The following is a 14226-nucleotide window of genomic DNA, read 5'->3' as shown; positions in this document are numbered from 1 at the left end:
GGCTCGTGGTTTGGCGAGCGGGTGGGATGTTTAGGAAAGGCGGCTTGCGGGAAGCGGGCGTTCCAGGGAAAAGACAGGGAGCGGCTCCAACGCCGCCAAGACCATGCCCATCGGTGCGAACGCCATGTTTTCAAACAAGTCGCGTAAGCGACGTTCCATCTTCTCCAGGTTGTAGTAGTGCCGGAACCGGGACTTCCAGCCGGCCTTTATACGGGGCTGACCAGGATCGATTTCCCAGGGATGGAAATACACGGCGCACGGCCGGCCTTCGTCGCGAGCCAACCGGGCGAGCCCCCATCGGGTGAACCAACCGGGGAAAAGCCGGAGATATCCTCCCCCCGCGATGGGCAGGGCCAGGGAACGGACCAGGAAGTTCAGGCGCAACGTCGTCGGAGGAAACTCGAGGATCTTGCCGCAAGGGCGCGCTATGCAGTGGGGATACGGCGGGGCTCCGGGAAACCCGTACAGGTCGTGCACGACAGGGAACACGCTGGAATCATACGCGAACCCCTCCTCTATCAGGATATCCAGGGCCCATGCGGTCGCCGGCGTGATGGAGTAGCTCGGGGCGCGGTATCCCCGGATCGGCTGGCCGGTGATATCCTCCAGCAGGGCCTTGGCCGACGCAACGTCCCGGCGGAAGGCTTCTGGCGTTTGGAAGAGGATGCGTCGGTGTTGAAAACCGTGGCAGGCGATCTCATGGCCGGCGGCCTGGACGGCCCGCACCAGATCGGGGTGGCGCTTGGCCACCCAGCCGAGCACGAAAAAGGTTGCGGCAAGCTTATACGCAGCCAGCAAATCCAGCGCGCGCCGGGTGTTGGCTTCGACCCGGGATTCGAGTCCGTCCCAGGTCCCGGGCGCGATGACGGATTCGAAGGCGCTGACATGATAATAATCCTCCACATCAACCGTCAGGGCATTGCTGGGAGGATCAGACATGCTCGCCTCAGAATCTTTTTGTGAGGGCTAGGCCCACGATATTGACGTGATAGGTCGAGCTATCGGAATTATAGGAATCGTTCAGCTTAAGCCGGTAATAGCCCTTGAGTTCGAATTCCTTCGGCAACTCGTAGCGCACTTCGGCCGTGCCATAGACCCTCTGGACGCTGTTGTTGCTCGTGATCGTGTCCACACGGCTTGCGGAAACGAGGGCCGCCAAACGCGCGGTGAGTTCGTATTCAAGTTGAGCCGACAGGGTGAAGTCATTGGAATGCTGCGTATCAGGCCCGGAAAAGTCGGAATAGCCCGCATTGGCCGTAACCTTGGCCCGGTCGAACGCATGGGTGACTGTGGCCGTATACAGAGCCCGGAACGAATCGTAGACCGAGGTGGGATTGTCCACGTAATCGCCCTGACTTTCCAGAATGACGGCTGTCCTCCCAAAGGAGTGGGTCAGGCCGGCTGACCAGGTGGGCATAAGGTTGACCGAAGCGTCGTCAGGGATTGTCTCCACGGCGCCAATGCGGCCGTAAACAAAGCAATCCTGCTTGTACGTATATCTTCCGACCACAGAAGCGATATAGCGGTTGAGATTGCGCTGTTCCGTGAACTGCCGTTCGCCCCGCACGCTGACCCCGACCTCCAACCGGTCTGTCATCTCGTGCAGAAGATCCGCGAACGCCGCATTGATGTTTTTGTTCACCGTGTCGCTGCCCCCGGAATAGAGATCTTCCTTTGCCATGACGCCAAGCCTCGCCTGGGTGCGGTCCGTAATGCGGGGGGTCAATATAGCGGCGAACGTGGAAATATTCTGATTGGTCTGATCGGCTGTGGAGTCGGCCGCCCTGGTCTGGCCTTGGGCAGCATTGGTGAAGACCATGTGATTGCTGTCCGTGGCCTCGACGGCCAACAGATCCTTTATGAGTTGCAGATTCAGTTTAGCCTCAAGATTGTTGATCATTTCATTCTGCCGCTGCCCATTGTCATAGATGCGAAGTTCACCTTGGTAGTCAACGGAAGCCAGGAACCGACTGGCGGAATATTCCGCCTGAATGGCCGGACTGAGCAGCGAGACAAAGTCCGACCTTGGATGCGATGTCTCATTGACGTTGTCGTTATATTCCTGGCCCACGGCAATGGTACCCTTATAATTCAGCTCGGCCCGCGCAGAAGGCGATGCCCCAAAGATAAAAACGACTAAGCCGATGAGGAAACAGTATTTTTGCATGGGCCCGTACCTGCCGGTTAAGGTAATCACTCAACTTGCAGCGGGTTTATAAACTGCATCCTCGGTATTATCAAGTTTCATGGATTTCCTAACAGCAATCTTTTAAACCATGATCTGCTTTTTTCTTTGTGCTCCAAAACGGAAGAAATGGAACCATCCTCCAGGACTTCCTCTGTTAAATCAATTACATTTGGATCGCATGTCAGCAATGCCCTTTTTTCCGAGTCCGTTACGAGAGGCTGCGGCGGCGCTTGCATTATTTTTGAATCGACAGGCAGGGACGCCATTTTCTCTCTTCCGGGATTGGGAAAGGCAAGCCTCGAATCCGTCGCTCTGTTCGATACTGCACTGGCCGAACCGTTGCCCCCTCCCGCCATGCATTGGCAAATGGCATCCACCCGCTGGTTCAGGGTTTCGAAAATCCGGCGCAGTTCCCCATTGAGGGTCTGAAGCTGGCTGACCTGGCGCGACTCGAGGCGTTGCAATCGGCGATCGATTTTCAGCAATATCCCCTGCCGGGAGAGTTGATTGAACCGTGCGTCCACGGCGCCATCTCCCTTGTCCTGCTCTTCGGGGACGCCTCGGGCGGTGCTTTGCCAATACTGCTCGTTGAAATTCAGGTCCTGGGCGATTTCATGGATCATGCCCGGCCCGACCTCGTGGGTCTCGTTGGCGAAGGCGTCAAGCAGGACATAATCGCACAATATATTGATGAGCCGTGGAATTCCCCGAGTGTAGGAGTGGATGATGGGAAAGCATTCCGCGGCGATCCGGAGGGCGTCCCGATTTCCCGCGGCCTCCAGACGGTAGCGGATATAATGCTCGATCTCCCCCTCGGCCAGAGGCTCGATGTTGCAGATGATCTGTATGCGCTGGCGCAGTTGCAGCAGGTCCGGATCCGACAGCACCCGCCGCAGCTCTGGCTGCCCGACCAGGATGATGTGCAACAGCTTGCTGTTCTCTGTTTCCAGATTGGAAAGCATCCGGACTTCTTCCAGAACACTCTTCGAGAGGTTCTGGGCCTCATCGATAATCAGCACCACCGGACAGCGTTTGGCATACTGCTCGATGAGAAACTCCTGCAGGTCGCGCAACAAGGCGGGCTTGTCCTTATCGCCGATGTCCAGGCCAAAATCCGCGTTGATCATGGCCAGAAGCTGTTGCGACTCCACCTTGGTATGGAAGACGCGGGCCAAAAGCACATTGCGCAGATGTTTCTTGATCAACTCCCGGATAAGCGTCGTCTTGCCGGTACCGACCTCGCCGGTGAGCAGGATGAACCCCGAATGTTCCCGAATGCCGTAGTCAAGGTAGGACAGCACCTTTTTGTGGGACCGGCTTGGGTAAAGAAAGTCAGGGTTCGGCAACAGCTCGAAAGGCTTTCGCCGGAAATTAAAGAAACTCTTGTACAATTGCTGCCCCTATTATCCTCATTCCAGGCATGAGGAGTAATCGTAATCCGCGTAAGATGCGGCCGTCGGCGCGTAACTCGTGGCGTTGTAGACCAATCCCAAAACCTTATTGTTGAGCAACGTCATGCATTCCCGGACCTCCTCAAGGGAACATTCCCCTTCCCTGACCACCAGGACCACGCTATCGGCCAGATCCGACAATGCGCGCGTTTCGGCAAAAAGAAGTACAGGCGGCGTGTCGACGAGCAGGATCCGGTCGGGGTAACGCTGCTTCATTTCCGTCATGAGCCGGCGCATCGAATTGGAGGAAAGCAACTCCAGGGGATTTTTGACGGTCTTTTTCCCCGCGGGCAGCAGCACCAGTTTGGGGATGCCGGTCTTGACCAACGCGCTGCCCACGTCCAGCCCTTCGGCCAGGCAGTCCGCCAGCCCCTTCTCGGGTTTGACGTCCAGGTATCGATGGCAGGACGGCAGGCGCAGGTCGGCGTCCACGACCATCACGGTATGGTCGTATTCCTGGGCCAGGCTGATGGCCAAATTGGCAGTGATGAGCGACTTGCCCTCGCCGTGGTGGGCGCTGGTGATCAAGACGATGTTATTGAAGGTTCCCGGCGACGTGATCGCCTTGACCAGGGATTCCTTCAACTTCCGGAACTCCTCCGCTTCCAGGGAGGCGGGATTTTTGAGCACCACCAGTTTTTCCTCCGAAAGACGGCCTGGTTCGACCGGCGTCGGAGGCGGCAAGGTCGTGTTTTCGTGTCTGAATGAGGACCATGCCGCGGGCGGGGAAATTCCGGATTGCCGTTGGGTGGCTTTGCTCAGGGCGTCTTCGATTCTGCTCATGGTGCACGTTCGCCTTTTTCGGTTGCTAAAGGGAATAGAGACCGATTTTCTGCAGCCAAGTGCCTGTCACGCCCATGGCCTTGAGACTCTCCACCGCCAACACGCCCAGAACGAGGACGAAATAACCGCCAGCCATGGCCAGGACGAGCCTGTTGCGCTTGGCCTGCTGCTTGGCCTCCACCGCGGTGGTCATGAGGGGAATCACGGCAAAGACAGGCAGTCCCAAGGTTCTGAGCTCCTGAAGGGACCGGATCGAATGGTCGTAGCGCTCGGACAATATCACGGCGGCCACTCCAGCGACCAATCCCAGGAGAATTCCGATGAGAATGATGACCGGCCTGTTGGGGCTGACCGGAACCTCGGGAGCCACGGCCGGATCGATGATGCGAAAAACGGTAGACTTGTCTTTCAGCTCCATATCCTTCGAGATTTCAGATTGCCCGTATCGGGTCACCAACTGGCCGTAGAGGGCGGCATCCTGATTCTTTTTGGCGATCAGGTCATCGAGGGCGGCCATGACGCGGGGCCGTTCCCGAAGCAGGGCCATATTGCCCTCGATGATCTTGTTTTGGCGCTCCAGCATGGATTTGACGGTGTCGATCTCGGCCTGCAAAAGCCGCGAAGGGGGTGCGCCATCCCGGGCGCCTGCCCCGGCTCCATTGCCCGCGGAACTGCTGCGGTTTACCAGCAAAGCCGCCCTGGCCCGAATGACCTTGGGATGCTTTTCGGTATAGATGTGCAGCAACCGGTTCAATTCGGCCTGCCTCTGGCTGACGTTGGATCGGTAGACCGGGGCCTTGGCGTTGAGCGCCAGGTTTTGTTTGGCCTCAATCTGGGTTTGGCGGGCTTTGAGCTCCACGATCTTCTGCTCCGCCTCCCTGATGTCGGTACGGAGATAGGCCTCGTCGCTGGTCAAGATAATGGTGTTTTCGCTCTTGAAATTATTGATGACGACGTCGGCTTCCGCCAAACGTTTCTTGTATACCTCGATTTGTTCGGCCAGAAATTTTGTGGCTTCCGTTGATTCCTCGCGTTTGATGGAAGTATTTTGCTCGATGTACAGTGACGCCAAAGTATTGATAAAATTCTTGGCGAAGTACGAGGACCTGTCCCAGAAACTGATGATGACCACGCCTTGCTTTTCATTGAGATTGACCATGATGCGGTTTTGCAGGTCCTTGATGTACGCTTCCTGGTCGTTTCTGGTCGGCAGCAGCATATCCTGATCCAAGTCCTTGATGACCTGCAAAAGAAGGTTTCGGCTGGTCAGGCGCACGGCCAAAGTCTGTATCTTGTTCTGCACGGACGGCGAAACAGCCAGGCCCTTCACCAGATCAGTCAAGACGTTTTGTTGTATAAAGATAGTCGTTTTCGCCTCGTATTTTTTCGGAATGAGATAGCTTACCGCAATGGCGGTCGTCATGGCCAGGAGCGCCACCAGTAAGAATATCCCCTTCTTGAGATAAATAAGCCGCTTGTAATGCTGGTATTCTTTTATAACAGCAAACATACCCCCCCCGTGTGCTAGAAGAAACTTTCGTCCACGATAACGAGGTCCCCGCCGCGCAGGACTACGTTTTGCGTCAAATCGCCGTCACGAATCAGTTTTTTAGCCTGGACCTTTATGATTTGCCCGTTTCCTTCCGTTGTCCGAATAATCCTGGTGTCGTTGGGGCTGGCGAACTTGGAAAACCCTCCGGCGTCCAGAATGGCTTCGAGCAAGGTCATGCCTTCACGGTAGACCACGAGCTTGGGGACGTTGACCGCGCCGACCACGTACACGCCCCGGTTGGAAGCGGTGGGCGGCAGCAGGATCGTGTCCCCGGCCATAAGCGGGATATCCTGGGAAACATCACTGCCCACGATGAGGTCATGGAAATCCTTTTTGATGTCCCGACCATCGCGCACCACGCTGGCGGTTCGCAAATCCGCGCCGCTGATGTCCCCGAGGCTGGTCAGCAGATTGAGCAGCGTGGCATGCTGCGTGATGTCGACCACCGCAGGCTTCACGCCCCCGCCCGTCACGAAGACCTTGTTGTTGCCGGAACCGACCACCGAGATGTTGACCGTCGGCTTGAGGATGTATTCCTTGACCCTGTCGGTGACCTCGGCTTGCAGTTGCGCCGCGGTCATGCCCACGGCCTGGACCTCCCCGCCGTTGGGAACGGCGAGCTTCCCATCGGGGCGTACCGTTGCATCGCCCGAAAATTCAGGCTCGCCGGCCACACTGATATGGATTTTGTCACCGGCGGTGAACGTGTAATCCTTGGCCTGGGCCGCGAAAGGCACAAGGGTGAGGAACGTAAAAAGAACCATCGCCATGAACTGGTTTTTATCCGCGGAACACCAAGGCCCCATGACGCCAGAACAGATCTTGCGCAGCATAGTGCTTCTCCACTTCAATGAATTCTCAAACGTTTCCAACACGACAGGTCCATATTGCACAATAAATCTTCGCATAAGCACACATAGACAACTATTTCACTTATAATAATGGCTGCACCACACTTCAAACATCACTGCCAAAACCTCGACATGTTCATCTCGACCCCTTGCACAACAAGACAACGCCTATTGTTTTCAAGATAATGCGCAAGTCAAACAAGATGGAAATATTTTTGATATAGTATAAATCGTAACGGAGTTTTTCCAGGGCATCCTCAACGGAGGCTCCGTAGGGGTAACGGACCTGGGCCCAACCGGTCACCCCCGGTTTCACGAAATGCCGTTCGGAGTAGTAGGGAATGATCTTCTTGAGCTTGTCGATGAACTCGGGGCGTTCCGGCCGCGGGCCCACCAAGCTCATTTTGCCTTGCAGGACGTTGATGAGCTGGGGAACCTCGTCGATGCGGCTTGCCCGCAGGAACCGTCCGAGCCGCGTCACCCTGGGGTCGGCCGTGGCAGCCCAGACGGCCCCGGTGCCGTGTTCGGCGTCCTGACGCATGGTGCGCAGCTTGTAGAGCACGAAGGGTTTGTCGCCCCGCCCCACCCGCGTTTGCCGAAACAGGATGGGCCCCGGGGAATCGAGCTTGATGGCCAGCATCAAAAGCGGGGCGAACGGCGCCAACAGCGCAAGTCCGACCAGGGAACAGCAAACGTCCAGGAAGCGTTTGACCAGGAGCAACCCCGGGGTGATGTTGAAACCGTGACAGAAGATGAACCAACTGGGATTGATGTCTTCGATGAGGAGCTTGCCGGTGATGCGTTCGAAAAAACTGGGCGCATCCAGTACCTCGATGCCGCTGAGCTTGCAGTTGAGCATTTCCTGGAGAGGAAAAACCCCGCGCCGCTCCACCAGGGAAATGACCACTTTGTTGGCCTTGAGCGCTTTGGCGACTTCAAAGATGTCCTCGGACTTCTGCTCCGGCAAGGATTCGTCACGGCGCGGAAAAGAGAAGGCCCCCGCCAACTGGAAACGCTGATTGGAGAGGCCGACGAGCTCCTTGGCCTTCTCCATAAAACCGTCATTCCCAACCAGCAGCACCCGGTTGACAAGATTCGGCAAGGCCATGGGGATATTTCGGGAGATGTCCCTCACCAGCATAATGCCAATGAACATGCTCAGTGCGTACACAACGATGTCGGCATCATCCGCCGAGACAGGCCTCAGTTCGGCTATCGTGCGGAAAAGCGCCACGGAAATGGCACAGGAGAGAGCCGCCTTAAGAAAAATGTTGGCGAGCTTCATCTTAAATTGCATCAATGAATACAATAGATTTACAAAAATATATGGCATTGCCACAATTACAACATACCAAAAAACCTTGCCACAGCACGATTTCTCTTCAAAAATATCAATATTTATAGCAGCCAGCACGGCGCATGTTACAACCACAGCAAACAGCACATAGACTCCGAACCATTTCAAAAGAGACTCATGCTCATACTCTTTAAGGCAACAGCATTCTGACATGGTGCACCTCATGAATGTCAGCCCATACCCAATCAGTCCTTATATACAATCGCCATAGAGAGGTGACGGGAAATGTCTTCATTGTTCGGAGCCAGAAAAGCAGCTTCTTGAAGAATAAATATCGCGTCTGGCTGGCGATCGTTTTTGAGCAAAGCATAGCCCAGCGTATCGAGAATGATCGGATTATCTCCTTCCAATACATTCGCCGCCATGGCATATTCCAGCGCTTTCCCGACGAGCGACGGCTTATCCGCATAGATCATGGACAATGTGTTGAGCACCATGGGAATGCTCTTGTCCCGACGCCACATGCTTTGCCGGTTCCAAACCATGCTGTCGCCTTGCGCAACGTATTGCCCGGCCTCGCCCCCAGGCGCGGTGGCCATGCCAGACGCCGGGGCCGTGGAGGCGGATGCGTCAAAATAACGCGCCGCTTCCTGGGTCCGACCCATTTGCAGCAGCAGCGCCACCAATCCCAGCCGCGCGCCGGCCACGGACGGCTCCGCCGCAAAGCTCTGACGGACGATGCGCTGCGCGCCGGACAAATCCCCTTCCTCGACCAGCGACACGGCGCGGGCCATGTCGTTGGCCGAAGCCACATGGCGCTCCATGAGCCTGGTCGCTTCGGTTGCGGCCCGCTGCCAATCCTTGCGGTACACGGACAGACGGAATCGCTCGGCAAGGGCCGTATCCTGATCTATCGCCTCGATTTTTTGGATGGTGGCCAGACTGGCGGCCGCGTCGCCAAGGGCGGCCTGGAGACGGGCCATGGCGACGAGCGCAGGAAGGTGATCCCCCTGCGCCCCACGGCAATCGCCCAGCACCTTCAAGGCGCTTTGCAGATTGTCCCTGCGGACGAGAAAGGCGACCAGGTCAAGGACGATGTCGCACTGCCTGGATTTGGCCGCTTGCTCCAGATGGGTGCGGGCCTCCTCGAAACTGCCCTCCTCCTCGAGACAGGCGGCCAAGGCGGCATGAGCGACGGGATCCTCGGGAAAACGGATGAGGAGCTCCCGATACTGCTCCACGGCTTTGGCCGTGTCGTGCACCTGGAAAGAGATCGCGGCCGAGAGGCAATAGGCCGCCGTCAGGGCCGGATCCAATGCCTTGGCTCTTTCCAGCAGTCCCAGAGCCTCGTCCGTTCGGCCTTGCCGGGCAAGGATGCCGGCCTTCGCGAGATGAGCCAGGGCCGCGTCTGCCTGGCTTAATCCTTCCTGATCCAGCACGGCGGCAGCCGCGTCAGGGCGTTGCCGTTTGTTGAGCAGGCCGGCAAGGGTCAGCCGCCCCTCCAGGCTGTCCGGCCTCCTGGCCAGGGCCTGCCGCAATTGCGCTTCGGCCTGATCCACGTGGCCCAGCAAAACCAGGATGCGGCTTTTCTGCAGCTGCGCGGCGATGGCTTGCGGCGCATCCTCAGGAATGGCTTCGTAATAGCCCAGGCTTTTGTCGAATTGTCCTTTGAGGAGATAAATATCGCCGAGCATGCGTTTGGCCTGTGCATCCTCAGGCTTGAGTTGCAGAATTTTTTCCAATTCTGCCCTGGCGGCCTCGGGCCGCCCCATCCGGAAATGCAGCCTGGCCAGCAACTGTCGGGGCTGGACTTGCTGGGGGCTGTTGTCGAGAACAATTCCCAGCTCGCTGATGGCCATCTCCAGTCTGCCGTCGCGTTCATACGCCTGGGCCAGGTAATAATTGGTTTGTATGTCGGAGCGCAGGCGCAGGGCCTGCTGGAAGTTGCTTACGGCCTGCGCCGACGCCCCGCGGGTCAACTCCAGGAGTCCCTGGAGCTTGAATCCCTCGGGGCGATTGGGAAAATCCGTCATCAGTTTGCGCGCGACGCCTTCGACACCCTCGAATGCGCCCTGACTGGCGAAGCGATAAAAGGCTCCGTAGTAACGTGCCTCGATATCATTGGGAAATTTGGCGACGATGCGCTCATAGGTTTGCATGGCCCCGGCAAAATCATTGCTCATGGCCTCGACTTGGCCCAGCAGGCGCAATCCACGGTAATTGTCGGGATTGGCGGCCAGCAAGACATCCAACTCGGCCCGGGCTTGCGAAAGCTGCCCCTGGTCGAGCCGAACCCCGGCAAGCCCGATCCTGGCCTCGATCTGTCCCGGGTTCAGGGACAGGGATTGCTGATAAGCTTTGGCGGCCTCGGGCAAATTGTCGACGCGGAAATAGGCATGGCCGAGCACTTCCCAGGCCTCCGCCGAATCGGGGTTCCGGGACAGGTAGCCCGCGAGTTCCTTCAACGCCTCCTCGGTCTGGTTCAGGGCGACACGAATCCTGGCGATCAGGAGCGGAAGCTGGCTGGGGGGATTGGGGCTGTCCGCCAGCTGCTGCGCTTCCTTCTCGGCCTGCTTCGACTTGCCGAGGGCGAGATAAGCCGAGGCCAGTTCGTAACGCGCCTGGCTATCCTTGGGGTCGCGTTCCAGAAGCGCCTTGTAGACGACCATCGCGCCCTTGGCATTGCCTGCCGCCGCGAGACGGCTCCCCTCGGCCAGGGCCTGATCTCTGCCTTGCTCCCGGCAGCCGGTCATAAACAACGTCAGACCGACCAGGAAAAGCATCACCCACCTGACAGTTCTCGGCATCGCCTCATCCTTGGTAGCAAGTTGGCGCAACATCACGGCCCGACCCCCTCCCCGCGCCCGCGAGTTGCTTGCAGGCAGGCGTCCGTATCGGGGGCATTCTTTAGGATAGGGCTTTACTGGAGGCATGAAGCGGAAGAAATGGGGATGATGCCCCATTCGGACTGGGGGACTGCTCCCATCCGCCCGGTGAAGCATCTGGAATTGCACATATAAAATCTGGCCAGACGACAATTCGTACGGGGGTAACGCACGCTGCCCCGCTCCGAGAGGATAGCCGAGGCACTGGCCGCCTCTGTTAAAGCGCTCTATTTATCAAAAAATATCAGGATATTATAAGGCATCTGGCAAATCCTTGGAACCGAAGATGATAGCCTTGCCCTACCGATTTGTTAATATTATTTCGTATTGTGTTTTCCCTCCTTTTGATTAGACTATAAAAATGGAAACTCAGATTATTATCCCCGAACCGCTCAACGAACTCGTTCACCCTTTCCGTCGCACGAGCTACGGTCCGGGATATCCGTCCATTATTGCCGCCATTGACGTAACCAAGGCCGACCATCGATGCGCCGTCCAGAATTTTTCCTTCACTGTACCGAATATGCATGTCAGGCAGGGAGACACCAGGAAGATCTTCTGCCGGGTTTGTTTCACTATCCATCCGCATTACGAAGTCATCGCCGAGGTCACGACACACTGCCAAATCAACCGAGCGAAAGGCATCTCCTGTCGCACAAGGAGTTGCACAACCGGTTTCCCGTATCATTCGCCTGGTGTTCAAACCCGCGCACCGGCAGAAAGAGGCCGGCAATTGACCTAACGCCTCGTCGAGGAGGTGAATCATTTGTGGCTGGTCCTCTGGAAGTCGGAGTTGAGCCGGCCAACAATCACGACGAACATCTCCCGCGCTTTGCCGTGCTCCGGCCAAAGGCACACTTCGCCTCCGCGAGTGGGAATGGCTCTCCGTCGGTGGAACGCCATCCCCTGCGATGGGCTCGTCGACTGCGCGGCAGGAGGATTTTCACATGTTCGTTGACGCCGTCCGCGTTCTCCACCGGAACCGCCCGGGCCAGCGAATGGATTCAAGAGGGTAAAGGCGGCTCCTGTGAGCGTTTACCATTGGCAAACTCGCTCTGGAGAAAAAGCGATGCGGAAATCTCGATTTTCAGAGACGCTGATCGTCAAGATGCTTATGGGAACCGAAGCGGGACGGCCCACCTCGGAAATTTACCGCAAAAACTGCATCAGCTCGATCAGGATATTCAAAGGCAAGTCAAAATACGGAGGCATGGAACCATCTGGCGTGCGACACCTTGCGCCAAAAAGACAAGCCAGCGAATCTATCAAGCAGACAGACACATTCTATCAGTCTATCGTAGAAAATCAAACCGAACTCATTAGCATATACAAGTCAAACGGGATTTGTATTTTTGTCAACAATGCTTTTTGCCGCTTTTTTGGCCAGAGCAAGGAGCATTTTATTGGTAACTATTGGCACCAGAACGTGTTTTCGGAAGACATTCCTAGCGTATACGACCGAATTGCAAGCCTAACACCCGACAATCCGGTTGTTGTCACAGAATATCGTGCAATCAACGGATCCGGCGAAGTGCGTTGGATACAGTCAGTAAACAAAGCTCTCTTCAACAAAAGCGGAACAATCGAAGAGACACGGGCCGTGGGCCGAGACATCACCGAGCAGAAGCAGAAAGAGAAGTTAAAAGATGACGTCGAGCGCATGATCCGACACGACATCAAAACGCCCCTTGCAAGCTTGATCGCACTGACACACTTAATATCCAAAGGACGCCTGAATGAACAGCTTGTAAGGCACTTGCCAAGACTTTATAACGCCGTGAGACAGATTGCCATCTTGATGGATTCGAAAGAAAAAATTGAAAAAATGGAACGGGGGACCTTCATACCACAAACAACTCAAATTAAATTTATCGACATTTATCAAAACATATCCTCGACGCTTGCAGACATATTGGCAGAAAAAAATATTGCCCTGACCCACAGATGTGACGATTTGAATATTTACGGCGACGAATTTCTTGTCGAAAATATGTTTCAAAATATAATCAAAAACGTCATAGCACTATCTCCGCCGAATAATGCAGTTACCATCTTGCACAGATCAACTACATCTCACATATTTGTCGACATATGTATCAAAGAAACAATTCCTCAATCCATAAAAGACGCTTTTTTTGAAAAACAATCTACAAATATAAAAGATTTCAAGAACAGCCTGGGTGCATACCATGCATGGTTAATCGCCAAAGCGCATGGCGGGCACATTATCTTCACTGCTTCGAACATCAATGAAACAACATTGACAGTAAAATTTCCAGCCCCAACACAACGCCGGAATAATCAAGGAAACTGGCCATGACCACCCAAGGAACCATGCATAAGCCATGAAGTGATACGGCAATGAATATACACTCCCGCACGAGGGGCTCCGACCCTTCCCAATCAGGGCCCTCTTGCGAACCAACATGGCCATGGACAAATAGTGAGGTTGCCATGAAATCTATCCGTTTGATCCTTGTCGACGACCACGAACTCGTGCGTGAAGGCGTTCGCTTTTGTCTCAGCGGACTCCCATCCATCACAGTCGTAGGCATTGCGGCAACCCCGGCGGAGGCCTTCCAGCTTATCACACGAACTTCCCCAGATGTCGCCATGATAGATCTGGGCCTGCCTACCATAGAGACAGGGATAGGCGTCATAGAGGACATCAAGTCCCGACATTCCAAAATAAAAGTGCTCGCATTCACCGGCCACGATGAAGCCGCCGTGATCCGTGGCGCCCTCGCCGCAGGAGCCGACGGCTATCTCCTCAAGTCGGCATCCATCATCGAATTTTCCACAGCCATCAAGGCGATAGCTAACGGGAAAAAGTACTTAACACCTGACGTATCCGCCAATGTCGTATGCGGATACCTGGGCTATAAAAACGCACAAGATACGCCGACACAAGGACTTTCCAGGCGCGAGAGAGAGGTTCTTAGCCTTTTGCTGCAGGGCAAAGGGAACAAGGAGATTGGATCCATCTTATTTATTAGCCACAGGACTGTTGAAAAACACAAGGCAAATTTAAAGACAAAATTGAACTGCGAAACGACTGTCGAATTGGCTGTTTATTGCATGAAACACGGTGTCGCCATATAGACAATTAGCCTTTCACATACTCCGGCCCTGTCAATTCCTGCGGGCGGTGGCCCGGATTGAATTGTTCCCGATCATTCGGGAGCAAGCTCCGGGCGTCATTTACCCAGTCCCGGATGC

The 14226-nt window shown here is 55.6% G+C and carries 10 protein-coding genes; 2 read left to right on the top strand and 8 right to left on the bottom strand.

Annotation, left to right across the window (positions count from 1 at the left end; translation table 11 throughout):
• Positions 1–30: 30 nt before the first annotated feature.
• The 8 genes from Q1K70_RS04590 to prsT all read right to left on the bottom strand — a co-directional run bounded on the left by Q1K70_RS04590 (position 31) and on the right by prsT (position 10905).
• Positions 31–939, bottom strand: a complete 909-nt coding sequence (locus tag Q1K70_RS04590; protein ID WP_300156316.1) for an XrtA system polysaccharide deacetylase — start codon at positions 937–939, stop codon at positions 31–33.
• Between the two features lie 7 nt (positions 940–946).
• Positions 947–2167 (bottom strand): hypothetical protein, encoded by a 1221-nt coding sequence (locus Q1K70_RS04585; protein WP_300156314.1) that lies wholly within the window; start codon positions 2165–2167, stop codon positions 947–949.
• Between the two features lie 77 nt (positions 2168–2244).
• On the bottom strand, positions 2245–3579 hold the full coding sequence (locus Q1K70_RS04580) for an XrtA/PEP-CTERM system-associated ATPase (RefSeq protein ID WP_300156312.1): 1335 nt from the start codon (positions 3577–3579) through the stop codon (positions 2245–2247).
• Positions 3580–3597: 18 nt separating this feature from the next.
• On the bottom strand, positions 3598–4422 hold the full coding sequence (locus tag Q1K70_RS04575; protein ID WP_300156310.1) for an XrtA-associated tyrosine autokinase: 825 nt from the start codon (positions 4420–4422) through the stop codon (positions 3598–3600).
• Positions 4423–4447: 25 nt separating this feature from the next.
• Complete coding sequence (locus Q1K70_RS04570; protein WP_300156308.1) at positions 4448–5932, bottom strand: XrtA system polysaccharide chain length determinant; 1485 nt, start codon at positions 5930–5932, stop codon at positions 4448–4450.
• Positions 5933–5946: 14 nt separating this feature from the next.
• Positions 5947–6807: a polysaccharide biosynthesis/export family protein gene (locus tag Q1K70_RS04565; protein ID WP_300156306.1), complete on the bottom strand. Its 861-nt coding sequence runs from the start codon at positions 6805–6807 to the stop codon at positions 5947–5949.
• Between the two features lie 154 nt (positions 6808–6961).
• A complete protein-coding gene (locus tag Q1K70_RS04560; RefSeq protein WP_300156304.1) occupies positions 6962–8335 on the bottom strand; it encodes a TIGR03013 family XrtA/PEP-CTERM system glycosyltransferase in 1374 nt (457 codons plus the stop codon).
• Between the two features lie 32 nt (positions 8336–8367).
• Complete coding sequence (prsT, locus tag Q1K70_RS04555; protein WP_300156302.1) at positions 8368–10905, bottom strand: XrtA/PEP-CTERM system TPR-repeat protein PrsT; 2538 nt, start codon at positions 10903–10905, stop codon at positions 8368–8370.
• A 1129-nt stretch (positions 10906–12034) separates the two neighbouring features.
• Here prsT and Q1K70_RS04550 point away from each other — a divergent pair.
• Both Q1K70_RS04550 and Q1K70_RS04545 read left to right on the top strand, forming a co-directional pair.
• Positions 12035–13327 carry a PAS domain S-box protein gene (locus Q1K70_RS04550; protein WP_300156299.1) on the top strand — a complete coding sequence of 431 codons (1293 nt, stop codon included), beginning with the start codon at positions 12035–12037 and terminating at the stop codon, positions 13325–13327.
• 134 nt (positions 13328–13461) lie between these two features.
• Positions 13462–14109, top strand: a complete 648-nt coding sequence (locus tag Q1K70_RS04545; protein WP_300156297.1) for a response regulator transcription factor — start codon at positions 13462–13464, stop codon at positions 14107–14109.
• Positions 14110–14226: the final 117 nt, after the last annotated feature.

It is taken from the genome of Solidesulfovibrio sp. (assembly GCF_029978005.1).
GTDB lineage: Bacteria > Desulfobacterota > Desulfovibrionia > Desulfovibrionales > Desulfovibrionaceae > Solidesulfovibrio.
Note: the sequence above shows the minus strand (reverse complement) of the source record. Positions and strands in the feature narration are given on the sequence as shown.

What these genes read in the sequence shown, in the direction of transcription:
- Q1K70_RS04590 (WP_300156316.1), bottom strand. Translation starts at nt 939, where the DNA reads ATGTCTGATCCTCCCAGCAATGCCCTGACGGTTGATGTGGAGGATTAT.
- Q1K70_RS04585 (WP_300156314.1), bottom strand. Translation starts at nt 2,167, where the DNA reads ATGCAAAAATACTGTTTCCTCATCGGCTTAGTCGTTTTTATCTTTGGG.
- Q1K70_RS04575 (WP_300156310.1), bottom strand. Translation starts at nt 4,422, where the DNA reads ATGAGCAGAATCGAAGACGCCCTGAGCAAAGCCACCCAACGGCAATCC.
- Q1K70_RS04570 (WP_300156308.1), bottom strand. Translation starts at nt 5,932, where the DNA reads ATGTTTGCTGTTATAAAAGAATACCAGCATTACAAGCGGCTTATTTAT.
- Q1K70_RS04565 (WP_300156306.1), bottom strand. Translation starts at nt 6,807, where the DNA reads ATGCTGCGCAAGATCTGTTCTGGCGTCATGGGGCCTTGGTGTTCCGCG.
- Q1K70_RS04560 (WP_300156304.1), bottom strand. Translation starts at nt 8,335, where the DNA reads ATGTCAGAATGCTGTTGCCTTAAAGAGTATGAGCATGAGTCTCTTTTG.
- prsT (WP_300156302.1), bottom strand. Translation starts at nt 10,905, where the DNA reads ATGCTTTTCCTGGTCGGTCTGACGTTGTTTATGACCGGCTGCCGGGAG.
- Q1K70_RS04545 (WP_300156297.1), top strand. Translation starts at nt 13,462, where the DNA reads ATGAAATCTATCCGTTTGATCCTTGTCGACGACCACGAACTCGTGCGT.